Source organism: Pseudomonas sp. R11F, assembly GCF_050312575.1.
Lineage (GTDB): Bacteria > Pseudomonadota > Gammaproteobacteria > Pseudomonadales > Pseudomonadaceae > Aquipseudomonas > Aquipseudomonas palleroniana.
In genome coordinates this window covers 82,085-106,892 of sequence record NZ_JBNPJU010000068.1, presented here as the reverse complement: position 1 = coordinate 106,892, position 24,808 = coordinate 82,085, and the positions used below count along the sequence as shown (strand labels likewise).

Annotated in this window: 19 protein-coding genes; 4 read left to right on the top strand and 15 right to left on the bottom strand. The window is 60.5% G+C overall.

What is annotated here, in order from left to right; genetic code table 11:
- Positions 1–5: 5 nt before the first annotated feature.
- From efeB to efeU, 3 genes are read right to left on the bottom strand one after another with little or no spacing between them, the layout of a single operon-like run.
- On the bottom strand, positions 6–1,310 hold the full coding sequence (efeB, locus tag ACQRBV_RS22350) for an iron uptake transporter deferrochelatase/peroxidase subunit (protein WP_411984037.1): 1,305 nt from the start codon (positions 1,308–1,310) through the stop codon (positions 6–8).
- Positions 1,311–1,324: 14 nt separating this feature from the next.
- Positions 1,325–2,527 carry an iron uptake system protein EfeO gene (efeO, locus tag ACQRBV_RS22345; protein ID WP_411984038.1) on the bottom strand — a complete coding sequence of 401 codons (1,203 nt, stop codon included), beginning with the start codon at positions 2,525–2,527 and terminating at the stop codon, positions 1,325–1,327.
- A 10-nt stretch (positions 2,528–2,537) separates the two neighbouring features.
- Positions 2,538–3,383 (bottom strand): iron uptake transporter permease EfeU, encoded by an 846-nt coding sequence (gene efeU / locus ACQRBV_RS22340; protein WP_090371252.1) that lies wholly within the window; start codon positions 3,381–3,383, stop codon positions 2,538–2,540.
- A gap of 169 nt (positions 3,384–3,552) precedes the next feature.
- Here efeU and ACQRBV_RS22335 point away from each other — a divergent pair, with 169 nt between their 5' ends.
- Both ACQRBV_RS22335 and ACQRBV_RS22330 read left to right on the top strand, forming a co-directional pair.
- Complete coding sequence (locus ACQRBV_RS22335) at positions 3,553–4,575, top strand: AraC family transcriptional regulator (protein WP_411984039.1); 1,023 nt, start codon at positions 3,553–3,555, stop codon at positions 4,573–4,575.
- A gap of 212 nt (positions 4,576–4,787) precedes the next feature.
- A complete protein-coding gene (locus ACQRBV_RS22330; protein WP_161548912.1) occupies positions 4,788–5,168 on the top strand; it encodes a hypothetical protein in 381 nt (126 codons plus the stop codon).
- 60 nt (positions 5,169–5,228) lie between these two features.
- Here the strand turns inward: ACQRBV_RS22330 and ACQRBV_RS22325 are convergent, their stop codons facing one another.
- The 6 genes from ACQRBV_RS22325 to ACQRBV_RS22300 form a co-directional block, all read right to left on the bottom strand.
- Positions 5,229–5,753 carry a hypothetical protein gene (locus tag ACQRBV_RS22325; protein WP_411984040.1) on the bottom strand — a complete coding sequence of 175 codons (525 nt, stop codon included), beginning with the start codon at positions 5,751–5,753 and terminating at the stop codon, positions 5,229–5,231.
- A 456-nt stretch (positions 5,754–6,209) separates the two neighbouring features.
- The gene (locus ACQRBV_RS22320; RefSeq protein WP_060752820.1) at positions 6,210–7,625 is read right to left on the bottom strand and encodes an efflux transporter outer membrane subunit; all 1,416 of its coding nucleotides are present in this window, start codon (positions 7,623–7,625) and stop codon (positions 6,210–6,212) included.
- Positions 7,622–10,801 carry an efflux RND transporter permease subunit gene (locus ACQRBV_RS22315; RefSeq protein ID WP_060752821.1) on the bottom strand — a complete coding sequence of 1,060 codons (3,180 nt, stop codon included), beginning with the start codon at positions 10,799–10,801 and terminating at the stop codon, positions 7,622–7,624. The genes ACQRBV_RS22320 and ACQRBV_RS22315 overlap by 4 nt, the downstream gene beginning before the upstream one ends.
- Positions 10,802–10,816: 15 nt before the next feature.
- Positions 10,817–12,058, bottom strand: a complete 1,242-nt coding sequence (mexE, locus tag ACQRBV_RS22310; RefSeq protein ID WP_411984041.1) for a multidrug efflux RND transporter periplasmic adaptor subunit MexE — start codon at positions 12,056–12,058, stop codon at positions 10,817–10,819.
- 238 nt (positions 12,059–12,296) lie between these two features.
- On the bottom strand, positions 12,297–12,824 hold the full coding sequence (locus ACQRBV_RS22305) for an ester cyclase (RefSeq protein WP_411984042.1): 528 nt from the start codon (positions 12,822–12,824) through the stop codon (positions 12,297–12,299).
- Positions 12,825–12,858: 34 nt separating this feature from the next.
- On the bottom strand, positions 12,859–13,881 hold the full coding sequence (locus ACQRBV_RS22300; protein ID WP_411984043.1) for a polysaccharide deacetylase family protein: 1,023 nt from the start codon (positions 13,879–13,881) through the stop codon (positions 12,859–12,861).
- Positions 13,882–14,034: 153 nt separating this feature from the next.
- Here ACQRBV_RS22300 and ACQRBV_RS22295 point away from each other — a divergent pair, with 153 nt between their 5' ends.
- The gene (locus tag ACQRBV_RS22295; protein WP_411984044.1) at positions 14,035–14,943 is read left to right on the top strand and encodes a LysR family transcriptional regulator; all 909 of its coding nucleotides are present in this window, start codon (positions 14,035–14,037) and stop codon (positions 14,941–14,943) included.
- 37 nt (positions 14,944–14,980) lie between these two features.
- Here ACQRBV_RS22295 and ACQRBV_RS22290 read toward each other — a convergent pair whose 3' ends face one another.
- Positions 14,981–15,508, bottom strand: coding sequence for a sterol desaturase family protein (locus tag ACQRBV_RS22290; RefSeq protein WP_060752826.1), 528 nt, complete (start codon positions 15,506–15,508; stop codon positions 14,981–14,983).
- 214 nt (positions 15,509–15,722) lie between these two features.
- Here ACQRBV_RS22290 and ACQRBV_RS22285 point away from each other — a divergent pair, with 214 nt between their 5' ends.
- The gene (locus ACQRBV_RS22285; RefSeq protein WP_411984045.1) at positions 15,723–16,940 is read left to right on the top strand and encodes a hypothetical protein; all 1,218 of its coding nucleotides are present in this window, start codon (positions 15,723–15,725) and stop codon (positions 16,938–16,940) included.
- Here ACQRBV_RS22285 and ACQRBV_RS22280 read toward each other — a convergent pair whose 3' ends face one another.
- The 5 genes from ACQRBV_RS22280 to ACQRBV_RS22260 form a co-directional block, all read right to left on the bottom strand.
- Positions 16,941–18,563: a dipeptide ABC transporter ATP-binding protein gene (locus ACQRBV_RS22280; protein WP_411984046.1), complete on the bottom strand. Its 1,623-nt coding sequence runs from the start codon at positions 18,561–18,563 to the stop codon at positions 16,941–16,943.
- Complete coding sequence (locus ACQRBV_RS22275; RefSeq protein ID WP_060752829.1) at positions 18,560–19,459, bottom strand: ABC transporter permease; 900 nt, start codon at positions 19,457–19,459, stop codon at positions 18,560–18,562. Before ACQRBV_RS22275 ends, ACQRBV_RS22280 begins: the two co-directional genes overlap by 4 nt.
- A 3-nt stretch (positions 19,460–19,462) precedes the next feature.
- A complete protein-coding gene (locus ACQRBV_RS22270; protein WP_060752830.1) occupies positions 19,463–20,413 on the bottom strand; it encodes an ABC transporter permease in 951 nt (316 codons plus the stop codon).
- Complete coding sequence (locus ACQRBV_RS22265) at positions 20,410–22,020, bottom strand: ABC transporter substrate-binding protein (protein ID WP_104993560.1); 1,611 nt, start codon at positions 22,018–22,020, stop codon at positions 20,410–20,412. The genes ACQRBV_RS22270 and ACQRBV_RS22265 overlap by 4 nt, the downstream gene beginning before the upstream one ends.
- 62 nt (positions 22,021–22,082) lie before the next feature.
- On the bottom strand, positions 22,083–24,497 hold the full coding sequence (locus tag ACQRBV_RS22260) for a TonB-dependent receptor plug domain-containing protein (RefSeq protein WP_411984047.1): 2,415 nt from the start codon (positions 24,495–24,497) through the stop codon (positions 22,083–22,085).
- Between the last annotated feature and the right edge of the window lie 311 nt (positions 24,498–24,808).

Here is a 24,808-nt window from a genome sequence, read left to right as displayed (position 1 = left end):
TTGTTTTAGGTATTGGCAGTGGTTTGAGGGTGCGAGGCCGCGAGCAGCGTACGCCCGAGGAAGTCCTTGGGCCCCGTGACGCCCGGCAAGGTGAAGAAGTACCCGCCGCCGACCGGCTTGAGGTATTCCTCCAGGGGCTCGCCGTTGAGCCGGGTTTGCACGCTGATAAAGCCTTTCTCCAGGTCAGCCTGGTAGCAGATGAACAACAGCCCCATGTCCAGCTGACCGTTTTTATTGACGCCGTTGGAGTAGTTGAACGGCCGACGCAGGATCAGGTTGGCCTGGGTCTGCGGCGTACGCGGGTTGGCCAGGCGGATGTGGGCATCGAGCTTGGTCAGCTTGCCTTCCGGGTCTTTGCTGTAGTCCGGCACCTGGCTTTCGCGCTGGCCGTCCATGGGCGCGCCCGTGGGTTTGACCCGACCGATGATGCTTTCCTGTTCCTGCAGCGGGGTACGGTCCCAGCGCTCGACGAAATTGCGGATGATCCGCACCGCCTGATAGCTGCCGTTGGCGGCCCAGGCCGGTTCATCGCTGCTCGGTTGCACCCAGACGATCTGGTCCATGGCTTTGTTGTCGTTGGAATTCGGGTTGGCCGAACCATCGCGAAAACCGAGGAAGTTACGCGCGCTCTGGGCCGGTTCGCCGGTTTTGGCCGGGGCCTGAGGCGGAACGCTGCCTTCCTGTTTCCAGCGCACCAGCAGCAGGTCCGGCAGGTTTTTTACAATGTCGCGCAGGGCATGGATATTGGTGTCAGTGGTGTTGGAGGAAAACTGCAGGCTCAAGTCGCCATGGCACTGCGCCGGTTCCAATGCATCATTGGGAAAGCCGACCATGCGGATCAGGCGCTTGGGCTTGACCGCCGACAGGCCGAAGCGCTCATCGAACAGCGATTCACCCACCGATACGGTGATGGTCAGGTTGTCGGGCGTCACCACCGGGCCGAGAATGCCGGAGTCGGTCGGCGGCAGTTTCGGGTCGACTTGCGGCACGGGGCCGCCGGTCATCAGGAAGTGGATACGTTCGTTCAGGGTACGGAACAGACGCTCCAGGTCTTCGCGGTCGCTGGCCAGTACATCGAACGCCACTACCATGCCGCAGGCGGGGCGCGGGGTGACGATGCCGGTCTGGTGTTTGCCGAAGAAATCCTGGTGGTCCTGGGTCTTGTCGCTGCGCGGTGCGGTGGTGACTTGCTCGGCTGCGGCGGCCATGGCCGGGCATGTCAGGGCACTGCCGGCAATCGCCGCTCCGGTGGCCGCCATGCCCAACAGGACACGGCGACGTTGGAGGTTGGTGTGTTCAGAATCACTCATGTGTGCGGTCGTCTTCACTGCAGGCCGGAAAGGCCAAGGGCGGGGTCGATTCCATCGAGTGCAACGGCCAGAGCCTTGGCCTTGTCGGCGATCTGCTTGCGCTGATCGGCCGTAACACTGTCGTAGCGGCTGAATTGACCGTCGACTTTGAAACCATTGAGTTCGGTATCGAACGCGTCGAGCGCGCTGTCGACCTTGGGCACCAGGTCGGCGGCGGATTGGGTCAACAGTGGGCGCATCAGGTCGACCACCTTGCGCGCCACCGCAAGGTTGGCGGCAAAGCCGTTCAAGTCGACGTGGCTGTAGCGTTCTTCTTCACCGCTGATCGCACGCGTGTCCGCCAGGCTGTTGAGGTTGCGTACCACGATGCCGACCAGTTGTTCCGGTGGCAGCGACTGCGTCAGCAATTGTTGCTTGAGCTGGGTGACATCGCTGACCAGGCGTTGGGCAACCGGTGCCAGGCCGTCCAGGTTGTGCTGCTGGAACAGGCTGTATTCCAGGCGGTGGAAGCCACTGAACGCGGGGTCTTGCTCGCGCTTTTCAAAGTAGTCGGCACGCGCATTGATGGCGTTGTCCAGTTCGGCCAGGCGCTGGGAGGCGGGCGCCAGCCGTTGGTAGGCTTCGCGGGCCGGCACATACAGCGCCTGCGCCTGGGCCAGGTCACCGGCGTCAATGGCTTGCTGCAGGGCGGTCACGGCCTTGACCAGCGCGCTGCCATGGCTGCTCAGATACACGCGGAACTCCGACAGTGGGCCGATAAACGCCACCATCGACGGTTTGGCCTTGGCCTGCGCGTCGGACTCGGCAGTCGGCGTCACATGCAGGGTGCCGCGTGGGTTGCTCAGCAGGCCGCAGGTGATGGCGTAGTCGCCGGGCAACAGGTTGGCGTTGATCACCTGGCTCAAACCGGGCGCGATGTTCTCGCGCTCTTCGACCACCAGCACACCGTCGAGGATTTCCCATTCCACCGCACGGTCGGAGCGGTTGATGATACGAAAACTGGCACGCCCGGCAGGCACGGTCAGCGCGTTGGGTTCGCAGGCGTGGCTGTGGATGGTCACGGCGATTTCATTGTGGTTGCTCTGGCGTTTGGCCGCGGCCAACTGCGATGCGTAGTAGAACAAGCCACCGGCGGCGATCATCACGATCACCGAGCCGGCCACGGCCCAGCGCAGGGCGCGGGACGGTGGGGCCGGTTGAGGGGTTGGGTTGGACAAGAGGCGGTCCTTACTGGCTGGAAACGGAAGAAGATTTGGCAATCGGCTTGGCGGGCGCCGAAGGCAGGAAGAACATCACCAGGGCCACCACCAGATAAATCAGATAAGCACCCAGGGTGCTGACGGTCGGCGCTTCCTGGTAACCGAACATACCGGCCAGCACCGAGCCCAGCGGGCTGTCCATGGGCAGCGCGGCGCTGAAGTCAAACAGCACGGTTTGCAGGTGGTTCCACACGCCGGCTTCATGCAAGGCCTGCACTGAGTTGGCGAGGATGCCGGCGGCGACCACCAGAATGAACAGGCCGGTCCAGCGGAAGAACGCGCCGAGGTTCAAGCGCATGCTGCCGGAATAGATCAGCAAGCCGACCACAATCGCCAGGATCAGGCCGAGCAGGGCACCGATCGGCGCGCCGGGGCCTTCGCTCTGTTGGAACACGGCCAGCAGGAAGAACACCGTCTCCAACCCCTCACGGGCCACGGCGAAAAACACCATGGCGATCAGCGCGAACACTTGATGTTTTGAACCAGCCAGGGCGTGGTCGAGGGACTCATGCAGGCTGTGCTTGATGGAGCGTGCGACCTTGCGCATCCAGAACACCATGGAACTGAGGATGCCCACGGCGATCAACCCTACGACGCCTTCGAAGAGCTCCTGTTGTTTCTGCGGGAACTCAGCGCTGACCAGCTCCAGGCCACCGCCTACCAGCAGGGCAAGGGCGGCGGCGAGAAATACGCCGATCCACACGGCGGGCATCCATTGGCCACGGCCGGTCTGTTGCAGGTAACTGGCGATGATGCCAACGATCAATGCGGCTTCAATGCCTTCGCGCAGCATGATTAAAAAAGGAACAAGCATTCGGCACCGCAATCATGACTGGATGGGATGGCAATTTGTAACATAATGATACTCATTGCTAAACAAGAAATATTGACTTTCGCTGAACCGAGGCTGAACGGTGGTGGCGAATCGCAAGCGCCTTTATGATGCAGGCCTTGCTTATGCGCCGTTGAAAAGCCCATTCCCCATGGCGGAAAAAGACACCATCTCCATCCATCTTGTGCGTGAGGCGCTGCTGCAGAGCTGTGCGTGCGACATGGCGATTGCCGAAGTACTGAGTAAGGCCGGTATCGACCCGGCGGCGTTGGAGCAGGGCGACGCCCGTGTGCCGGCGACGGCGTATGCGCGGTTGTGGCGTTTGTTGGCGCGGCGCATGGACGATGAATTTTTCGGGATGGACCCGCGCAAGCTCAAATCCGGCAGCCTGGCGTTTCTCTGCCGCGCCGCCATCGCGCAACCGACCCTGGCCGACGGCCTGGAAACCGCGCTGGGGTTTCTGTCGTTGATGCTCGAGCGGTTGCCCGCGCAACTGGTCCGCCAGCAGAGCCTGGCGGAAATCGTGTTGATGGAGCCCGAGGCGCAACCCAATCGGGCATTCACCTATTTTACGTATTGGATGATCGTCCACGGGGTTGCTTGTTGGTTGGCGGGCCGCCGGATTCCGATCCTGGCCATCGAGCTGCGTTGCCCGCAGCCGGACTTTTGCGACGATTACCAAGTGATGTTTTCCGACAACCTGCGCTTTGATCGGCCACGCACGCGCATGATCTTTTCCGCAGACTGCCTCGACCTGCCGATCAAGCGCAGTAACGACGAACTCAAGCGCTTCCTGGCCCATGCACCGGCCAACATCCTGGTCAAATACCGCGACCCTGATAGCCTCGCCAATCGCCTCAAACACGACCTGCGCCAAATGCCCCCCGAGACCTGGCCGGAAACCGAGGGTCTGGCGACCCGCCTATGTATTTCCGCCTCCACCCTGCGCCGCCGTCTGGCGGAAGAAGGGCAGACCTACCAGGGCCTCAAGGACAGCGTGCGCAAGGAACTGGCGATTGTCTGGCTGGCCGAACCGCAGATCAGCTTCGCTGAAATTGCGGCGCGGCTGGGGTTTGCCGATGCAAGTTCATTTTATAAGGCATTTCGTAAGTGGTCGGGGTCCAATCCTGGGCATTATCGAAGTCTGATTCTGAATGAACACAGCCGGTTTTAGTTGCCGCCCTGCGGGACTAGGAAATAGCTGACCAAGACTTTCTCCTGGGTATGACAGAGTTGGCTTATTTGATGATAGGACGCGTCTGGCATATTCAGGGTTATAAAACGTGCATTGTAGGTGGGTGATTCCTACCTGTAGTTCTGTCTGAGGTGTTGGGGGATAGGTAGGTCACTTGATCAACCTGTCGTTCAACTGTGAGGATGGAAATCATGAAAAGGTTTATCACCTTTGTCGTTTTGATGTCGGCTTTTGTGTCCTTTCAAGCGTTTGCTGGGTGTTGGTCTATTACGGACACCTATACGGGAATACTGGAAGGAGAAAGCGAAAAAGTGGCCTACGGACCCTTTACTATAACCTCCGCTAATGGGTGCCTGAATGCGAACATTGATGCAACCATTACTGCGGTAGACCGCGGAAGGCCACCTCAGCTATCGATACATAAGGAAATAGGTTCGTCGTGGGCTCAGGTGGCAGGAAATACGGGTAGTAATGTTTTGTATAGCGGTTCATTTGGTACTTATCGGGTGATGATAAAAAATCCTGATGCTGCACCTAAAGTCTACTTGGGAACTGTCAAGTACGGTCGCTGAAGAGAGTGTCAGCAGTGAGCCCAAGCTGTTGATGGGCTCACTGCTGGCTAAGCGTCGCAATCATGCCTGATCATCCACAGAAAGCTTAGGGTTGGATGAGTTGGCGAAGTGCATGAGGGCACCGATAGCATGATTGGCTGCGACCATCGCGTGTTTCCATCTCAGATTATCCTGTGTAGCGTGAACGGGGTATTCCTCGAGAAATTTAGCATACTCTTCTAACTTCTCATTGAATAACGCGATAGCGTTAAATTTAACGTGCGTATTTGCCTGATTGCCGTTGGCATCGAACTCTCCATTTCCGCTTATGAACATTCCAAATGTCATTACGTCAATCGCTCCGCTATCGTAAAGTTCTCTGCCTACTTTCTTTAGTTCGCGTGTACTGATCGATGCCATATCGTAAGTTTTCAAAAAATCCTTTAACTCGGCAACCTTCTTGTTGTCGCTGGTTTTCAGTATCTCGGCTGCCTTGGCATCGTCCGTTATAGAAAATGCGTTTTTGACTTCTTTAGGGTTTTTGATGAGATAAGCGCTGGTTGCCTTTGACCGTTGTGCGGGTTCAATCGTGGGTACAATTGCCATGGTGATGACCTCCGCTGTTGCTCAGAAATATTTGCGGTGCAGCGTAATGCTAGAACCAATCACTTTAATATTTACAGGTTTACTAGGCTGTGAAGAATATTTGGAAGTTGCTTACAAAATCCTACAATCGGTTCTGACGGCTTGATCCGTCACCGGCTTTCTGGGGTCGGACGCAGCCAGTTGAGTGGAGCTTCAGAGAGTTTGAATAATCAATTTTTGTAGTTCTATGTGTCGTCGCACTCGAGCCATAAAAATAATGCTTGCAATAAATACCCTTTAATCCTAAATGCCAAACACAGCGCGGCATTAGGACCTTACTTACAAAAGACTTCTTATCCGACTTACAGAACTAACCTTCAACATTTTAGGACCCCCAAAACAAAAAAAGCCCCACGACCGAATGGACCGCAGGGCTAAAAATTGGCTGGATGCGACCAACCAAAGGAGCGCTTTACATCATTTGGCGCTGGCGACCACCGTGTCCGGCTGCCAGCCGCCACCCAGGGCCTTGTAGATCGCGACAATCCCGCGATACAAGTCGACTTCCGCCTGGGCCTGGGCGTCTTCGGCGGCCAGGCGTTCGCGTTGGGCGTCGAGCAGGACCAGGAAGTCCACGGTGCCTTCGCGGTAGCGGATCGCGGCGAGGTCGGCGGCGGCGCGGCTGGATTCGCTTTGACGGATCAGCGAAACCAGGCGCTGTTGGCGTTTGCCGTAGTCACTGAAGGCATTTTCCGACTCTTCCAGCGCCAGCAGTACTTGCTGCTCATACGTTGCCAGGGCGCCATCGGCTTCGGCGTTGGCGCCGCGCAGGCGGGCACGCACGCTGCCGAGGTCAAAGGCGGCCCAGGTAATGCTTGGGCCGAGGGACCAGGCGTTGGCGGCCGCTGAACCGATCTGCGAACCCCGCCCGGCGGTAAAGCCGAGGAAGCCGCTGAGGCTGACCCGTGGGAACAGGTCGGCCTTGGCCACGCCGATACGTGCGGTGGCGGCGGCCAGTTTGCGTTCGGCACTGAGGATGTCCGGGCGACGTTGCAGCAGTTGCCCTGGATCGCCAATCGGCAATGCCTTGGCGATCGCCGGCAGGTCTTTCGGGCTCAGGTCCACGCTCAGCTTGTCGGGGCGCTGGCCTAGGAGGGTGGCGATGCGGTTGCGCTCGCGCACTTGTTCGGCCTGCAATTGCGGCACGCTGGCTTCAACCGCCGCCAGGCGTGCGTCGGCGCGTTCCACATCGAGCTGATCGCCGACACCGGCATCACGCAGGCTGACGGTGATGGCGCGCGACTCCTGCTGGTTCTTCAGGTTGTCCAGGGCAATGCGTTCACGCAATTGAGCGCCGCGCAGTTGGCCGTAGGCATCCACCAGTTCGGCAATCATGGTGACTTGCAGTTGGTACAGGTCGGCTTCGGCCACTTGCTGGTCGGCGTCGCTGGCCTCCAGGTTGCGGCGGATGCGGCCGAACAAGTCGACTTCCCAGGCCATGTCCAGCCCCAGGTCGTAACGCTCGCTGTTGACGCGCTTGGTGGTCTGGCCCGGGATCTGGCCTTTGCCCACGTCACTGCTGGCCCGCGAGGTCACCACCGGCATGATGTCGGTGGCCACGTCATCGCGAATGGCCCGCGCCGCCCGCAGACGGGCGAAGGCGACGCGCAAGTCACGGTTACCGCTCAGTGACTGAGTCACCAGTTGGTTGAGGGTCGGATCGTCGAACTGCTGCCACCAGATGCCTTCGTATTTGGCATGGTCATAGCTTTTGGTGTCGGCGGCGGCCGTGATATTGGCCGCCTCCAGCTTCTCGGTTTTGTAGTCCGGGCCGACCGCACACGCGCTCAGTGCGAGTACCAGCAGGCTCGGCAAAAATACTTTCACACTCATTGCTGTGTCTCCAGCTTCAAGGCCTTGGCCGCTTTGCGCGTTTCGCTGCGCTCCACATAGCGACGGATCAGTACGTAGAACACTGGCGTCAGCAACAGCCCGAAGAAGGTCACCCCGATCATCCCGGAGAACACCGCCACGCCCATGGCATGACGCATCTCGGCACCGGCACCGCTGGACAACACCAGGGGCACCACACCCATGATGAAGGCGAACGAGGTCATCAGGATCGGCCGCAGACGCAGACGGCAGGCTTCCAGTACCGCAGCGAGCGGGTCGAGGCCTTCCTGCTGTTTATCCTTGGCGAACTCGACGATCAGAATCGCGTTCTTACAGGCCAGGCCCACGAGTACGATCAAGCCGATCTGGGTGAAGATGTTGTTGTCGCCGCCCGAGATAATCACCCCGGTAATGGCCGACAGCAGCGTCATCGGTACGATCAGGATCACCGCCAGCGGCAGGCTCCAGCTTTCGTATTGGGCGGCCAGTACCAGGAACGCCAACAGTACGCAGAGCGGGAATACGAACAGCGCGGTATTGCCCGAGAGGATTTGCTGATAAGTCAGGTCGGTCCACTCGTAGGTCATGCCGTTGGGCAGTTCTTCTTTCAGCAGTTTTTCAATTGCAGCCTGGGCCTGGCCGGAGCTGTAGCCCGGTGCGGCGTTGCCATTGATTTCAGCGGTGATAAAGCCGTTGTAGTGCATTACACGGTCCGGGCCCGAGGTGTCGCTGACCTTGATGAAGGTCGCCAGCGGGATCATCTCGCCTTTGTTGTTACGCACTTTCAACTGGCCGATCTGGTCTTCATCCAGGCGGAACTGCTGGTCAGCCTGCACGTTGACCTGGTAGGTACGGCCAAAGCGGTTGAAGTCGTTGGCATACAACGAACCCAAGTAGATCTGCAGGGTGTCGAAGATGTCGCTGATCGCCACGCCGTGGGTCTTGGCTTTTTCGCGATCGATGGCGGCATCGACCTGCGGTACGTTGACGGTGTAGCTGGTGAACAGGCCAAACAACTCCGGCACGTTATGGCTCTTGGCAATGATGTTCTGGGTTTCTTTGTACAGCTCGTCATAACCCAGGTTGCCACGGTCTTCGATCTGCAGGCGGAAGCCGCCAATCGTCCCCAGGCCCTGTACCGGCGGCGGTGGGAAGATCGCCATGTAGGCTTCCTGGATGCTGCTGTACTTGCCGTTCAGCGCGCCGGCAATCGCACCGGCCGACATGCTCGGGTCTTTACGCTCGTCGAACGGCTTCAAGGTCACGAACACGATGCCGCTGTTCGGGCTGTTGGTGAAACCGTTGATCGATAGGCCCGGGAACGCCACCGCCGCTTCCACGCCCGGTTGTTTCAGGGCGATATCGGACATGCGCTTGATCACGTCTTCGGTGCGGTCCAGGCTCGCGGCGTCCGGCAATTGCGCGAAGGCCACCAGGTATTGCTTGTCCTGGGCCGGTACGAAACCGGTCGGGGTGTGGGCGAAGCCCAGCCAGGTCAGGACGATCAAACCGGCGTACAGGAACAGCGCGATACCACTGCCACGGATCACGCGGCGCACGGTGCCGACATAACCATGGCTGGCCTTGTCGAAGAAACGGTTGAACGGTTTGAACAACCAGCCGCCGAGCAATTTGTCGAGGAACCGGGAGAAGCCGTCTTTCGGAGCGTCATGCCCTTTGAGCAGTACCGCAGCCAGCGCCGGCGACAAGGTCAGCGAGTTGAACGCCGAGATCACCGTGGAGATCGCAATGGTCAGCGCGAACTGCTTGTAGAACTGCCCGGTCAAGCCGCTGATAAAGGCCGCCGGCACGAACACCGCGCACAGTACCAACGCGGTCGCGATGATCGGGCCGGTTACTTCGCTCATGGCTTTTTCGGTCGCCGGAAACGGGTCCAGGCCCAGCTCGATGTTCCGTTCGACGTTTTCCACCACCACGATGGCGTCGTCCACCACGATACCGATGGCCAATACCAGGCCGAACAGCGACAACGCGTTAAGCGAGAAGCCGAACAGGTGCATCACCGCAAAGGTACCGATCAAGGAGACCGGCACGGCCACCAACGGGATGATCGAGGCGCGCCAGGTCTGCAGGAACAGGATCACCACCAGCACCACCAGAATCAGTGCTTCGAACAGCGTGTGTACCACCGCTTCAATCGAGCCGCGCACGAAGATGGTCGGGTCATAGACGATGCTGAAGTCCATGCCTTGCGGGAAGTTCTGCTTGAGTTCCGCCATCTTGGCGCGGACTTCGTTGGAGATTTCGATCGCGTTCGAGCCCGGACGCTGGAAGATCGGGATCGCCACCGCCGGCTGGTTGTCGAGCAACGAGCGCAGGGCATATTGGCTGGAACCCAGTTCCACCCGTGCGATGTCTTTCAGGCGCGTGATTTCACCGTTTTCGCCCGAGCGAATGACGATGTTCTCGAACTCTTCCTCGGTTACCAGGCGGCCCTGAGTGTTCACCGACAACTGGAAGCTGGTGGCATTCGGAGCCGGTTGCGCACCCAGTGCACCCGCGGCCACTTGGCGGTTCTGTTCGCGAATCGCGGTGACCACATCGGTCGCGGTCAGGTTGCGCGAAGCGGTCTTGTTCGGGTCCAGCCAGACGCGCAGGGAATAGTCGCCCATGCCGAACAGCTGCACGTCACCCACGCCGCCCAGGCGTGCCAGCTCATCCTTCACATTGAGCAAGGCGTAGTTGGACAGGTAGAGCATGTCGTAACGCTTGTCCGGGGAGGTCAAGTGCACAACCATGGTCAGGTCGGGAGAGGCCTTGTCCACGGTGATACCGATGCGCGTCACTTCCTCAGGCAGCTTCGGCTGAGTCCGGGTCACACGGTTCTGTACCTGTACCTGCGCGTTGTCCAGGTCGGTGCCCAGGGCGAAGGTGATGGTCAGGGTCAGTTTGCCGTCGGCGGTCGACTGCGAGGACATGTACAGCATGTTCTCGACGCCGGTGATGGCTTGCTCCAACGGAGCGGCCACGGTTTCACCGATGACTTTGGGGTTGGCGCCGGGGAAGTTGGCGCGTACCACGACGGTCGGCGGCACCACTTCCGGGTATTCGCTGATCGGCAGTTGGAACAGCGAGATCGCACCGGCGATCAGGATCAACAGCGAGAGCACCGCTGCGAAGATCGGCCGCGAAATGAAGAACTTGGAAAAATTCATCTTGAGTCGTATCCCTTAACCGCGTGGAGTCGCGACGGCTGCGAGCTTGGGCGCGGCTTTATCCGGCGCCACTTGCGGAAGTAAGCTGGCTTCAAGCGCTTGTCGTTGTTGTGCCAAGGCGGCGAGGGTTTCCTTGCTGGCCATCGGGATGGTTTCCGGCGCTACCGGCGACCCCGGGCGAATGCGCTGCAAGCCCTTCACGACGATGGTGTCGTCCTTGTTCAGGCCGCTGCGCACGATGCGCAAACCTTCGATCTTCGGCCCCAGTTCCACCGCACGATAGGCCGGCTTGTCGCCGTCCATCACCAGCACGAACTTCTTGCCCAGGTCGGTGCCGACCGCCTCGTCGTTGATCAACACGGCGGAGTAGGTGCCGCTGCCGACCAGCTTCAGGCGGGCATACAGGCCAGGGGTGTATTCGCCCTTGCTGTTATCGAACACGGCACGACCGCGGATGGTGCCGGTGGCCGGGTTGACCTGGTTGTCGACAAAGTTCATCTGGCCCAGGTGCGGGTTGCCGGTCTCGTTGGACAGGCCCAGGTACACCGGGGTGGTTGCGCCACGACGGCCTTCGCGGGCCAACTCGGTGTACTTGAGGTACACGCGTTCATCGGCGTCGAAGTAGGCATAGACCTTGTCGGTGGAGACCACGCTGGTCAGTGCGGTGACATCGGCGGTCACCAGGTTGCCGGCAGTGATTTCGGCACGGCTGACGCGGCCGCTGATCGGTGCGGTCACGCGGGTGAAGCTCAGGTTCAACTTGGCCAGGTCCAACTGCGCCTGGATGCCGGCTACGGCGGCGCGAGCTTCCTGGGCGGCGGTGGTGCGCGAGTCGGCCAGTTCGGCGGAAATCGCATTGCTCTGACGCAGGCGTTCGCCACGTTGCGCTTCATTATCGCTGCGGGTGGCGGCGGCTTTGGTTTGGGCCAACTGGGCTTCAAGGCGGCGCACTTCGGCCTGGAACGGACGCGGGTCGATCTGGAACAGCAGGTCGCCTTTCTTCACCAAGGCGCCTTCGGTGAACGCCACCTGATCGATCTGGCCCGAGACTCGCGGACGAATCTGCACGGTTTCCGGGGCTTCCAAGCGGCCGGTGAACTCGTCCCACTCGTTGACCGGTTGTTCCAGCACCTTGGCCACGCTGATTTTGGCAGGGGGCATGGCGGCCGCTTGTTCCGGGGTTTTGCCGCATGCGCTCATCACCACCACGGCCAGGATCGCCAAGGGGAAGCGCAAATGTTTGAGTGACTGTTCCATGAGGTGCATCCGCCAATGTATTTGAGATGGGCGGATCATGCGCGGCGATGTGCTATGTCACGAATCGAATGAAGCAAAGGTAACTATCATTCGGAATGATATAAGCGCGAGATTAGCCCTCTAGCATGGGGGTTTCGTTAGGGTGCTATCAATAGGCGTGATGACAAAAGACTTTTGCACGCTGCGCAATCAGTCTACGCAGCGCACATGTCTGGCGGTGTGGCAGGGTGTTTTTTGGCTAAAGTGCGCCCAACTGCTTCATCAGTGTGAGGTTGTCTTCAATGTGCCAGTTGGCGGCGATCTTGCCGTCTTCGATCTGGTAGATATCGGTGGCGATGAAATCCACCGACTGGCCCTTGCCCTTGATCTCGCCAAAGGTGCCGGTGAAGTGCCCGCGAAAATGCAGGTGCACCACGACCCGGTCACCGGCGATGATCATTTGTTCGATCTCACAGCTCAGGTCGGGCACCGCGCCACGAAAAACCCGGGAAGCCAGCAGGGGGCCTTGGGGCCCTTGTTTGCGCCCTGGCGGTGGGGTCTTGTCGATGAAGTGATCGGCCAACGCTGCGCGGGCCAGGGTTTCATCGCCGGTATGCCAGAACGTGTCGTAGCGCCGGGCGACGTTTTCCATGGTCTCGCGTTGGCTGGTGGTGAGGCTTTTGTCGACCACAAGTGTTCCGGGTTTGACCAGCTCGGTGTTTGCGGCGACGGCCGCACCCGACAGGGCCAAACCCAAGGCCAGGGCAGCGATTCGATAGTGTTTCATTGGACTGTTTCCTTGAATGCAAAAGGGGGAGGCTTCAAATCGTCTCGGTTTCCCGCAGGCTGAGCGGACTCTTGAGGGTGTAGTCGGCGATGGCGTCCTTGCGCATGAAGGCCACGCCCGGATGACTGCCGGCGTAGCGCAGGAACTCGTCCCATACCCGCACCATCTGGGGTGTGCCGCTGATACGGTCGTGGGCACTGATGGACATCATCCGGCGTCGGCTGCCAGCCTCGGCATACAGCTGGTCAAACTCCAGCTTCACCTGTTCCAGGAACTGGGAGGGTGAGTAGTTGCGCCCCTCAATCAGCACGATGTCGTTGTTGCGCAAGGTGTAGGGCACGACGACAAAGTCCTTGCCGTTGACCTTCTCGATAAAGGGCTCATCCCGGCTCACATCATCGATGTGATAGACGTAACCCAGCTCTTGCAGGAGCGACAGGGTATTGGGGCCTCGGCGCAGCCAATTGCAGTTGTAGCCGGTGACCGGCTGGCCGGTCACGTCTTGCAGCACGCTGGCCGCCTGGCGCAGGAACGTGCGTTCGTCATCGCGGCTCATGGCAAATTGCGAACTCCAGTGGGGCCCGTGACCCGAGGCTTCATGACCGCGAGCGACGATCTCGCGGGCCAGCGCGGGGTTGCGCTTTACCGCGTCGCCGATCATGTGGCACGTGACTTTCACCGCGTGTCGGTCCCACAGGTCAAGCATCCGCGTAATGCCCTCGCGGTAGCCGTAGGCAAACCAGGTCGTGGTGGCCAGGTCCGCTGGAACACTGTCGGGGAAGTCCACTTTCGGAAAGGGGCTGTCAGTGCCTTTGAGCGGTTGGCCACCGGCTTCGAACTGCATCGAGATCGACACCACCAGCCGCGTGTCGCCTGGCCAGAACCGGCCGTTTGGCGGGCTTTGGGCCGGGGCAGGCGAGGAGGCTGGCGCCGTATGGGCGCGGGCCGGATTGAGTAATGCGCCTGCGGCAAGTACGGCTGCGCCTGCACCGGCCTGGGCCAGGAAGGTGCGCCGCTGAGGATCAGGTGGCGCAAGTGGGTTGCGGGGGGCATTCATCGGGGCCATCCCGGGTTGAATGATGGGCACTGTCGGGTTACTGGAAGGCATCGCTTCACTCCACGCTGTAAACGGATGGATGCAACCCTATGCCTTTAGGTTTATTTTGATAATCGGGCAAAAATCAAAAACCATCTTCGGAAATACCGAACAATGCTGCTAAAGAACCTTGAACTGTTTTTGCTGATCGTCGAGAAAGGCGGGTTATCGGCAGCCGGCAGGGAGCTGGGGCTTTCGCCCGCGTCCGTCTCCGAGCGGCTGGTGCAGTTGGAAGGTTTCTACGGTGCCAGCCTGCTGAACCGCACTACGCGTGCGGTCAACCTGACCGACGAGGGCCGGCTGCTGGTCGAGGGTGCCCGCCAGTTGCTGGCGCAAGCCGATGAACTGCACAGCAGTATTCGCCTGGGGGTGCACCAGGTCTGCGGGCCGATCCGCCTCAGCGCTCCCGTAGACCTCGGGCGCCAACTCATTGAGCCGATCCTGGCGCAGTTCATGGAGGAGCATCCGCAAGTCAGCATCGACCTCAACCTGAGCGACGGCTACGTCGATCTCGTCAGCCAGGGCATCGACTTTGCCGTGCGTTATGGGGCGTTGGCCGACAGCACGTTGCACGCCAGGTCGATGGGTGAGAACCGCCGCGTCGTATGCGCCTCGCCACAGTACCTGGAACTCAATGGCACGCCGCTGCACCCCGAAGACCTGACCCGCCACGAATGCCTGGTGATGCGCTTTGGTAGCAATATTTCGCGCGAGTGGACCTTCAAGCGTCACGGGCACACCCATCGGGTCCTGGTGCGCGGCCGCAGGGTGGCCAACGACGGCGCGTTGGTGCGGCAGTGGTGCCTGGCCGGTCACGGCATCTGCCTGAAATCGGTATGGGACGTCAGCGCCGACCTCGCTGCCGGGCGCCTGGTTGAGCTGCTCAAGGACTACGACCTGGGCAGTACCGCGTTGAACATCGTCTATCCGCCGAGCCGGGTTCAGCCGCAGCGGGTGCGGATGTTGATCGAACGGATCGTGGCGCGCTTGTCGAGCGTCGATGCGACGGTGTTTTCAGGCTGAGAGGTGCCGGAGGCCATGTGGATGTAGCGCCCCGTGCCTACTCGTACCGGTTGAGGGTTTCAGCCCGTACATAGGTGCGCAACACGTGATCCCACAGCGGCGACGACACCCCGAAGTTCTTTTCGACACCCTGGCGATGGTGTAGATCATGATTGGCCACCAGCCCCGGAATAAAACGGTAGGCCCAATGCTCGGGGCGGTGCATCACGTAGTGCACCGAGATGTAAATGAAGTATCCGCTCACCGCCCCCACAAAAACCGAGGTCAGGCCGGTGAACCAGGCCAGCAGCAACAGCGCGGCAAAGGTTGAGCTGGTTTTCCAGCTCGACACGCCGATGTAGGCGAGTACGTCGACATGGTGGGTCCAGTGCTCGCGGCGGTACAGCGAATGGAACAGGAAGCGGTGGGCCGAGTACTCCACGAGTGTCCAGGCCAACCAGCCGGCCAGTGCCAGGCCGAGGTCAAAAGGCGCGAGGTAGAGGGCAAGAAGGATGAAGAGGGGAACGGTGAAGAAGTCGAGGTAATAAGCGACTGACGACATCAGCCATTTATTGGAAGCAGCCATGTGCAGAATATCCCTGTAGTGCCCGATGGAAGAGGCGGATTCTGAAGGGCTGCGCTATGACTGGCAACTGCGTCGTGAGTGCAGCGTCACATCTTCAGAATGTTGCAAACGACTGACGTTCACGTGTGGCAAGGAGTCCGTATTGACGTTGTTTGCAGTGAAGCGGTTTGTGAATTAAAACAGCCCCCCGGACTGTTTACTTCAAGGAGATCTGATGTCCGTAGCAACCGCTTCAACGTTCCAGGTATTTTTTCGCAGAGGGTTCAAGCACCTGCTTGAACACTGGACACCGTTTACGGTGACTGTGATTTTTCTCGGCACTGGCTTTGGCATGCTCAGCCTTTACATTTACACCAAGGCTATTGGTCGCGCGGATATTTTCATGTCCACGCTGGATGCCAAATCGGCCCTGCTGGTGTGGGTGTTCGTCGTGATGTTCATGATGACCCTGCAGCTGGCGGTGCTGATGGTCTCGGCGTGGCTGTATGGCATGTCGGTCTCACTGCTCCATAGCCGTCCTGAGAAAACCCGATTCATCGCGCTGTGGCTATTGTTGCCATTAGTGGTCGGATTCATCACATTCATGGCGCTGGCTTTCAAATGGAACGAAGACGTTGGCGCTGGGCAGGCGCTGCTGATTGTGTTGGTCGCTACACTGCTTGCGCTTTTCGGGCTGACTAGGATCAGACAGGTTCGTGAGCTGATCGAGCAAAGCGCTCCCGAGGGTCATGGAAAGTGGGTGTATGTTCCTATTGCCCTCATGCTGTTCTTCACAGTGGTATCCGGAGCATTTCCGACGCTGCTGATTCTGGGTAACTATGTTGGCCAGGACGATGCAGCGGCGGTCAAGTTTGTCGCCGTTTTCTCGATTTTTACCTTTGTATTCAGCCTGATACCGGCGCTGTTGTTTTTTGTGGTCAAGGGCAGTCTGTTTCGTCGCCTGTCTACGCTGGCAGTCTCCGTGTTGATTTTTTTCGTCGTGTTCCTGCTTTCAGCGCGGGGGGCCATGTCGAGCATTACTTACATTGTTGCGGGCACACTGGAAATCCGCCAGACCCACGCAGCCCGGTTTATTCTGGAGGACCAGGTCAAATTGGGCGATCTCGATTCGCTGCAATGGCATACACGCTTGCGTGACGACGGCCGCGTGCAGGTTCAGGCGTACCAGCTGTTTGCATTCGGCGACTTACTACTGATTTGTCCGGTAGCTCTCCATGCTGCCAAACTTCATCAGCTGCCGCTCTACACCAAACTCTGCTGGTTCACCCGTGCCAGCAGCGTCCATCGCATGCCCCCGCAGATGAACCTCCATGCGCCGCCCACGGCAGAGTCGATCTGGACCAGGGCAGCAGCTCAACGCTTGAACTGGGAGAGCGTTCGGATCAACCTCACGTCCAGGATCAGTTTGCTGCGTGACAGCTCAGGTGGCTGATCACGCGGCTGTCGCCGTGACCTGTCGACCGGGTATGGCTGCAATCAATTCACGCGTGTAATCGCTGGCCGGCCGATTGAATATCCGCTCCACCGAGCCCTGTTCAACCACCCGGCCATTGCGTAAAACCAGCACCTCATGGGCAAAGTTAGCCACCACCGAAAGGTCGTGGGACACCAGCACATAGGCAATACCTGTCTCCCGTTGCAGCTCTTCCAGAAGCTCAAGAATGTGCGCCTGCACCGACACATCGAGCGCGCTGACCGGCTCGTCCAGCAGCAGCAAGTCAGGTTTGAGCGCCAGGGCACGGGCGATAGCGACGCGCTGGCATTGGCCGCCGGACAGTTCGCGAGGCAGGCGATCGAGGTAGCTGACGGGCAGGTGTACGCGTGCGATCAACTCCCGCGCCGCCTGCTCCAAGGCAGGGCCCTTGAGCAAGCCGAATGACACCAGCGGCTCGACAATGCTCTCGAACACTGTGAAGCGTGGGTCAAGGGCGGCAAACGGGTTCTGTTGCACCAACTGCAGGCGCTGGCGCAGGGGGCGAAAGTCGCGCCAGCTCAGGTCGGTGACGTCCTGTTGCTCGAACCAGCCCCGGCCCTGGGTCGGTTTTTCCAGGCCCAGGGCAATGCGCAGCGCGGTGCTCTTGCCCGAGCCGGACTCGCCAACAATGGCCAGCGTCTGGCCGGGATAAACTTGCAGGTTGAGACCTTCAAGGGCCAGGAACGTCGAGTCCTCACCCTTGACCTTGGGCAGCGCAAACGTTTTGCCCACGTTTTGCAAACTCAGGATGGGAGGCTGCGCGGGATCGATGCGGGTCAAGGGCGCGCGACGTTTGGCGAGCGCGGGGGCGGCACCAATCAAAGCGCGGGTGTAGTCGTGCTGTGGCGCGTCGAGGATCTGGCGTGGTGGCCCCTGCTCGACGAGCTCGCCGTGTTGCATCACCAGGATCCGGTCGGCGCGGTCGGCGGCCACACCCAGGTCATGGGTGATGATCAGCAGCGAAATCCCGCGCTCGCTGACCAGGCGCTGCAAGTGGTCGAGGATCTTGCGCTGTACGGTGACGTCCAGGGCGCTGGTGGGCTCGTCAGCGATGATCAAGCGCGGGTTGCCGGCCAGGGCAATGGCGATCAGCACGCGTTGGCGCATCCCACCGGAAAGTTCATGGGGATACTGACGTGCGCGCAGCACGGGTTGGTCGATGCCCACTTGTTGCAGCAGCTCGACAATGTCGGCATCCACCGCAGGGTAGCGTTTACCCTTGGCCAGGATCAGCGCCTCGGCAATTTGCTGGCCGACGCGTAGGGTCGGGTTGAGGCTGACCATTGGGTCCTGAGGCACCAGGCCGACGGTGCGGCCGCGCAAGCTGCGTTTCTGGCGCTCATTGGCGTGAGTCAGGTCGTTGCCGTCCACCCATAGCTGCCCGGCGTTGATCTGCGCGTTGTCCGGTAGTAGGCCGAGGATGGCATTGGCCAGGGTCGACTTGCCCGAGCCGGACTCGCCGACAATCGCCACTGTTTCGCCCTGGGCGACGGCGAATGACAGCGTGCGCACCGCTTGATTGACTTGCCCGCCGGAACGGTAGGTGACGCTGAGTTGGCTAACCTCCACTAGAGCGTTCATCGCTGGTTCTCCTCGAAGGTGCGGGCGATATGGTTGAGACTGAACACCACGGCGACCAGGAACAGACCTGGCAGCAGTGACACCCACGGGGCGGTGATCAGAAAGTGCCGACCGTTGGCGATCAAGGTGCCCCATTCCGCGGCCGGTGGTGCGGCGCCGAAACCGAGAAAACTCAGGCCGGCAGTAGCCAGGATCGCGGCGCCGAAATCCAGGGTCGCCAGCACTGCCACCGGCCCCCAGGCGTTGGGCAGAATGTGCCGCAGCAAGGTCCGCCCCCAACTGGCGCCGCCCAGGCGTGCGGCTTCGACGTAGGGCAAGGTCTTGACCCGCAGCACCTCGGCGCGGGTGGTGCGGGCGAACCCGGGGATGATCCCGACACCTACCGCGATAGCGACCGGTACAGTGCCGAAGCCGATCGCGGTGACGATAGCCAGCGCCAGCAACAGGCCGGGCAAGGCCAGCAGCACATCGACAACGCGCATGATCAGCGCATCGATGCGTCCCCCGGCAAAGCCCGACAAAATGCCCAGCCCCAAGCCGCCCAGCAGTGCGATACCCACCGCCAGGGAGGCAGCCAGCACTGACAAGCGGGCGCCGTATACCACGCGGGTGAACAGATCGCGGCCCAGTTCGTCGGTGCCGAACCAGTGGGTCAGGTTGGGCGCGCGGAGCTTGTCGGCCGGCGCGGTGGCGTAGGGATCGTAGCTGCTGAGCCCATGCGGCCACACCGCCGCGATCAACGCAAACACCAGTACCAGCAACGCCAGGCTGAACCCCGGACGGCGCAGCAACTGCAGCACCACTGTCGTTGTGCGTTGCAGGCGGCTGCGACGTTGCCACAGGTCAGGGCTGGCCGGGGCAGCTTTACCGCGCAGGTTCTGCTCAAGCATGGTCATGGTCTAGGACACCTTTGGCGTGTGGGAAATACGTGGGTCGAGCCAGGGATACAGCAGGTCCACCAACAGGTTCACCAGCACAAACGCGGCCGCCGACACGGCGACAATCGCCAGCACCACGGGAATGTCTTGCCGCAGCACGGCCTCCTGGGCCAGGCGGCCGATGCCGGAGCGGGCAAAAATGGTTTCCACCAGCACCGCGCCCGACACCGTATTGCCCACCTGCAGGCCGATCAGGGTCAGGATCGGCAGCGCTGCATTCTTGAAACCATGACGTGCTTGCACCTGGCCCCGGCTCAAGCCCTTGGCATAGGCGGTGACGATGTAGCGCTCTTGCCATACGCCTTGGAAACTGCGTTGCAACACTTGGGCGTACACCGCCGCACTGGGAATCGCCAGGGTGATTGCCGGCAGTACCAGGCTTTCAACACCGCGACTGCCGGTGGCGGGAAACCAGCCAAGGCCGAAGGCAAACACCTGGATCAGCAACAGGCCCATCCAGAACACCGGCACTGAAAACCCCAGGGATGGCAGACGGGCCAGGGCTTTTTTCAATGGCTGCCAGCGAATGTAGGCGCTCAGGTAGGCCAGGCCGATGCCGCCGAGTAACGACAGCACGATGGCGAATCCGGCCAGGGACAGTGTCTGAGGCAAGCGCTCGGCGAGCAGCTCGGCGACCGGACGATTGAGCGAAAGGGATTGCCCGAAGTCACCGTGCAGCGCGCCCACCAGCAGGTCGAAATACTGCTCGAACAAGCCTTTATCCAGGCCGTAATACGCCCGTGCCTTGGCCAGGTCGTCCACCGACAGCGAATCGGCCTCCATGCCTGCGGCGCTGAGCATGATCGACAGCGTATCGCCGGGCAGCAGATAAAGGATGAAGTAGGCGACGCTATAGGCACCCCACAGTACCAGCAGCGCCTGGCCGACACGGCCGATCAGGTAGCGGCTCATGGTGTGCCGATCTCGATATCACCCAGCAGCGCGAAGCCCTCGGCGGTCCAGCGGAAGTTTTTCACTTTGGATGACGTGGCGGCCTGCCAGACTCGCTCGTATATCGGGAATGCCGAGCTTTCATCGATCAGCAGGTCCTGCAGGTCGCCATAGGCCGCCGCGCGCTGTGGGCTTTGGGTAGCGGTGATGCCGGCATCGAATAAAGCCTTGGCTTGATCCAGCACGGCGGGTGAGTAAAGGTTGGTAGCCAGGGTCGAGCTGTTGGCGGTGCGTGGATCAAGAATGGTTTGCAGGATGATCGGGTCGGCGCGGGTCATGTAGGTGCTGGTCAGGTCGTAGTTCCCGGCCGAATTGTTGGCGACCCATTCGGCACGTGTCACCACGCTGAGTTTCAACTCGATACCGACCTTGCGCAGTTGGTCCTGGATCAGCACGTCGCCGGCGGTTTCAGCCGGGGTGAGGTTGTAGCTCAGGCTCAAGCGCTTGCCGTTTTTCTGGCGATAGCCGTCTGCGCCCTTGGCCCAGCCGGCTTGTTCCAGCAGTTGTTCGGCGCCGGCCGGGTCATAGGCCAGTTTGGACGCCTGGCTTTTGAAATAGGGCGTGGTCACATCGAAGAGGCCGCTCACCACCGGGAATTCGGCGTTGTACACGGTGCTGGCGTAGCTCTTGCGGTCGATGGATTTCTGCACGGCCAGGCGCACTTGTTTGTCGGCCAGCGCCCGTTCACCACGGGTGTTGGGGTACAGGTTCAAAGCAGGTCCCGGCAGCGAGCGGCTCTGGATGGTTGCGCCCTTGGATTGGAGCAGTTTGAGGTCCACTTCCGAGAACGGATTACGCGGCCACAGAATGTCAGCCTTGCCCTGCAGGAATAGACCGTTGCGCACGCTTTCTTCGGGGATGTAGCTGATGTCTACCGCGTCCAGATGTGCTTCGCCCTGGTTGTTCATATTGGCCGAGGCCCACGCATAGCCCTTGCGTTTAGTCAGGTGCGCACCGACTTCCGGGGTGTAGCTGGCCAGGACGAACGGGCCGGTGCCGATGATTTTGCCCAGGGACCGTTCCTTGACACTGAGGGCGTAGGAGGCGGGTGCAAGGATCGCCAGGTTAGTGGTGGAAGTGGCTTGCAGAAACCCGGCATTCGGCTTGGCCAGCACCAGCTTGATGGTGAAGGCGTCGACCACTTCGGCATGGTCATAGCCTGCCAGATAAGTCGCGCCGAAGGTCGCCGGCAACTCGGTGGCCAGGGCCTTGTCGCTGTCGAACGCGGTTTTCACCGCCTTGGCATCAAAGCGCTCACCGTTGCTGAAGGTGACGTTGTCGCGCAGATGGAAGGTGTAGGTCAGCGCATCGTCACTGACTTCCCAGCGTGTGGCCAGCCACGGAATGATCTTGCCGGTAGCCGGGTCTTGGTCGGTGAGGGACTCGGCGACATTGCGCAGCAGTACCCGATGCTCAAGCCAATAGACCTGGAACGGGTCGACGCTGACCAGCGTGGTGTTGTCGCCGAAGAAAGCGATGTTCAGGGTCTTGCCCGTCTGGGTGTCATTCCCCGGTGAGCAAGCGACCAGGCTCAATGCCAATGCGCCAGGGGCCAGCAGACGGCTCATCAAGTTGGAGGTATTCAATGGGTTGCCCTCGTGTGGCGTTTCGGGTGCGTGCAAGGTGCGGATCAGAAGTCGTAGGCCAGCTTGGTGTACCAGTAGCCGCCGCCCGGGTAGAACGGCGGGTTGCCGTAGGGCGCCAGGCCCAGGTTGCTGTAGACGGCATGCCGGTCGGGGCGCACGTCAAAGATGTTGGTACCGCCGAGGCTGACGGTGAGGTGGTCGACGAAGGTGTAGCTCACGTCCAGGTCCGTGATCCATTTGGCGCCAAAGCTGCGATCACCTGTGGGGTTCACTGCCAGGGTCTTGACCGCGCCGTAGCGACTGGTTTGCAGGGTGACGGCCAGGTCCTCGACTTTCCAGTTGGCCCCCAGGATCCATTTAGTCTTGGGTGTGGCATCGGTGAGGTCGCCTTCGCGATCGCGGCCCACCAGGGTCACGCCGGAGTTGGCCAGCGCGCCGGGCGTGTCGCGGGCGCCTTCGATGGTGGTCTTGTTCCAGTTGAAACCCAGGCTCCAGCGCACATCGCCCCAGGCATCCAGCGGCGTGGTGTGATCGGCGACTACATCCAGGCCACGGGTGCGGGTGTCGAAGGCGTTGGTGTAGTAGTTGACCCAGGTGCCGGTGGGAACGCCCTGGGCGTTGAGGATCGCGTTGATCGCGCCATTGCCGCGGTCGTAGATATTGCTGGTCAGGGCGATGCGGTCATTGATGTCGATCAGGTAGGCATCGGCCGTGATGCTGGTACGCGGCGCCGGTTGCCAAGTCAGGCCGAGGCCGAGGTTGCGCGACTTTTCCGGTTTGAGGTCGTCGCCACCCAGGGCTTTGGCCAGGTTGCTGCCGGCCGGGGTCAGTCGGGTCACGGCAGGCACCACGTTGCCATTCGCGTCGGTGGCCACTCGGTTGTCCGCCACGGTGTAGCCGATTTGCGTCAGCGACGGCGCCCGAAAGCCGGTGCCAACGGTGCCGCGCACGGCCACGGTATCGGTCAAGTCAAAGCGTGAGTTCACCTTCAGGCCGAAGGTGTTGCCCGAATCATCGTCGTAATGCTCAACCCGCCCAGCCACGTCGAGGAACCAACGCTCGGTCAGGTCAAAGCCCAAGTCCAGGTAGCCGGCATAGTTGTTACGGATCAGGCTGACTTCATCTTCCGGTCGGATCGTCACCGCCGCCTGCGCACCTGAAGCGGCCGGGTAGGTGCCTGTGATATACGCGGCAGGTTCGCCCGCGAAGGTACTGAAATGTTCCCAGCGATGCTCAAGGCCAGCTGACACCTGCACCGGCGGGGTCAGGCTGAACAGGCTGTCGTAGCGTCGGGTGACGTCCAGATTGTTGACCCATTGCTCGAAACGGAAGGTCGCCAGGTTGTCGAATCGGGTCGGTGACGCAGTACCCAGCGACGGGTTGATATTCAGGTCGCTGGCGTGGTGGACGTTGTTGCGCCCGTAGGTGGTGCTCAGGTCCCAGTTCCACTCGGCCAGCTGGCCCTTGCCCCCGAACAGTAACTGGTAGTCGCGGTCCTTGATGTTGTTGAGCGGGTAGTAGCCGTTGGGGAATACTTCAGGCACGGCTGCGGCGCCGGTGGGCAGGCGAAAATAGTTGGCCGCCTCGGCATCGCGCTCGCCATAGGTGGAGAACGAATACAGCGTCAAGTCTTCCAGAGGAAGTTCGGCGTTGTAGGCCAGGTTGAACGCCTTGAGGTCGGGATCGCCGTTCTTGATTGCCACGCGATCCCAGGCCGCTTCCTTGGCCTGATCGTTGAACGCCCTGACGCTGCTGTCTGCCTTGTCGTTCCACGCGGCGCTGCCGCGTTTGCGAGCATCTGCGGAGAAGTGGAAAAAGCCGCCGTCACCGAGTTTGAAACCCTGATCGCCGGCCACCTTGATAGTTTCACCCTGCCCGGAAAACAACTGGCCGTAGCTGGTTTCCAAGTGCCCGCCGTTGTCGGTGGCCTTGAGGATGATATTGATCACCCCAGCCACTGCATCCGAACCGTACTGAGCGGCCGCGCTGTCTTTGAGCACCTCGATATGGTCCACCGCGCTGACCGGGATCAGGTCGATGTCCACGGCATTCGCACCGCTGTTGTCGATAGAACCACGCTGGCCGGTGGCGCCGTTGTGCCGGCGCTTGCCGTTGACCAGCACCAGGGTGTAAGCCGGTCCCAGGCTACGGTTGCTCAGGGGGCGCGTCACCGAGTTGTAGCCGGCGATGTTGGTGCCGAAATTGAACGAGGGCAGCAGCTTGGCAATCGCCTCCGACAGTTCGGCGCGACCGGTCTTGAGCAACTGTTCGTTGTTGATCACATCAATCGGTGCCGGGCTGTCCGCCACCGTTCGCGCCTGGCCGCGCAGGCCGGTGGAAATCACGGTGACGGTATCGAGTTTGGCCTCCTCGGCGAAGGAGGGCGCCGCTGCCAGCAGGAGGGAACTGGTCAACAATGACAGGTGGAACTTGGGAATGGGAAAGACAATGTCCGGCATATCGAGCGAGGTCCCTTGAGCCTGGTTCAGGCTCCCGATGGTCGAAGGTACGTCCTCCACCAGGTATGGGGTCGGTCTGTGATATGAAGATATTCCTATAAAAAAGCTCAGTGAAAGTCTTTTTTAGAATAAGCTAATTATTAGATATTGTTATTTTGATATTTTTTAAGATTCTCTATTTTTATGATGTTGCGGCGGTCTCGGTCACGTTGTTGCTGCTGCTTGAACCGATCGTGGGGTGGCCTCGTTTCATGAGGCGTCGGAACGAGGTGCCCGGATCGATTGTTGTCTGGGGCGCTGGGCAGAGAAAC

Coding starts and splice junctions, on each gene's coding strand:
- ACQRBV_RS22330 (WP_161548912.1), top strand. CDS start 4,788: ATGAAAAGGTTTATCACCTTTGTCGTTTTGATGTCGGCTTTTGTGTCC.
- ACQRBV_RS22275 (WP_060752829.1), bottom strand. CDS start 19,459: ATGACCATGCTTGAGCAGAACCTGCGCGGTAAAGCTGCCCCGGCCAGC.
- ACQRBV_RS22320 (WP_060752820.1), bottom strand. CDS start 7,625: ATGAGTGTGAAAGTATTTTTGCCGAGCCTGCTGGTACTCGCACTGAGC.
- efeU (WP_090371252.1), bottom strand. CDS start 3,383: ATGCTTGTTCCTTTTTTAATCATGCTGCGCGAAGGCATTGAAGCCGCA.
- ACQRBV_RS22290 (WP_060752826.1), bottom strand. CDS start 15,508: ATGGCTGCTTCCAATAAATGGCTGATGTCGTCAGTCGCTTATTACCTC.
- ACQRBV_RS22325 (WP_411984040.1), bottom strand. CDS start 5,753: ATGGCAATTGTACCCACGATTGAACCCGCACAACGGTCAAAGGCAACC.
- ACQRBV_RS22335 (WP_411984039.1), top strand. CDS start 3,553: ATGGCGGAAAAAGACACCATCTCCATCCATCTTGTGCGTGAGGCGCTG.
- efeB (WP_411984037.1), bottom strand. CDS start 1,310: ATGAGTGATTCTGAACACACCAACCTCCAACGTCGCCGTGTCCTGTTG.
- ACQRBV_RS22300 (WP_411984043.1), bottom strand. CDS start 13,881: ATGAATGCCCCCCGCAACCCACTTGCGCCACCTGATCCTCAGCGGCGC.
- ACQRBV_RS22285 (WP_411984045.1), top strand. CDS start 15,723: ATGTCCGTAGCAACCGCTTCAACGTTCCAGGTATTTTTTCGCAGAGGG.
- ACQRBV_RS22270 (WP_060752830.1), bottom strand. CDS start 20,413: ATGAGCCGCTACCTGATCGGCCGTGTCGGCCAGGCGCTGCTGGTACTG.
- ACQRBV_RS22260 (WP_411984047.1), bottom strand. CDS start 24,497: ATGCCGGACATTGTCTTTCCCATTCCCAAGTTCCACCTGTCATTGTTG.
- ACQRBV_RS22315 (WP_060752821.1), bottom strand. CDS start 10,801: ATGAATTTTTCCAAGTTCTTCATTTCGCGGCCGATCTTCGCAGCGGTG.
- ACQRBV_RS22295 (WP_411984044.1), top strand. CDS start 14,035: ATGCTGCTAAAGAACCTTGAACTGTTTTTGCTGATCGTCGAGAAAGGC.
- ACQRBV_RS22305 (WP_411984042.1), bottom strand. CDS start 12,824: ATGAAACACTATCGAATCGCTGCCCTGGCCTTGGGTTTGGCCCTGTCG.
- ACQRBV_RS22280 (WP_411984046.1), bottom strand. CDS start 18,563: ATGAACGCTCTAGTGGAGGTTAGCCAACTCAGCGTCACCTACCGTTCC.
- mexE (WP_411984041.1), bottom strand. CDS start 12,058: ATGGAACAGTCACTCAAACATTTGCGCTTCCCCTTGGCGATCCTGGCC.
- ACQRBV_RS22265 (WP_104993560.1), bottom strand. CDS start 22,020: ATGAGCCGTCTGCTGGCCCCTGGCGCATTGGCATTGAGCCTGGTCGCT.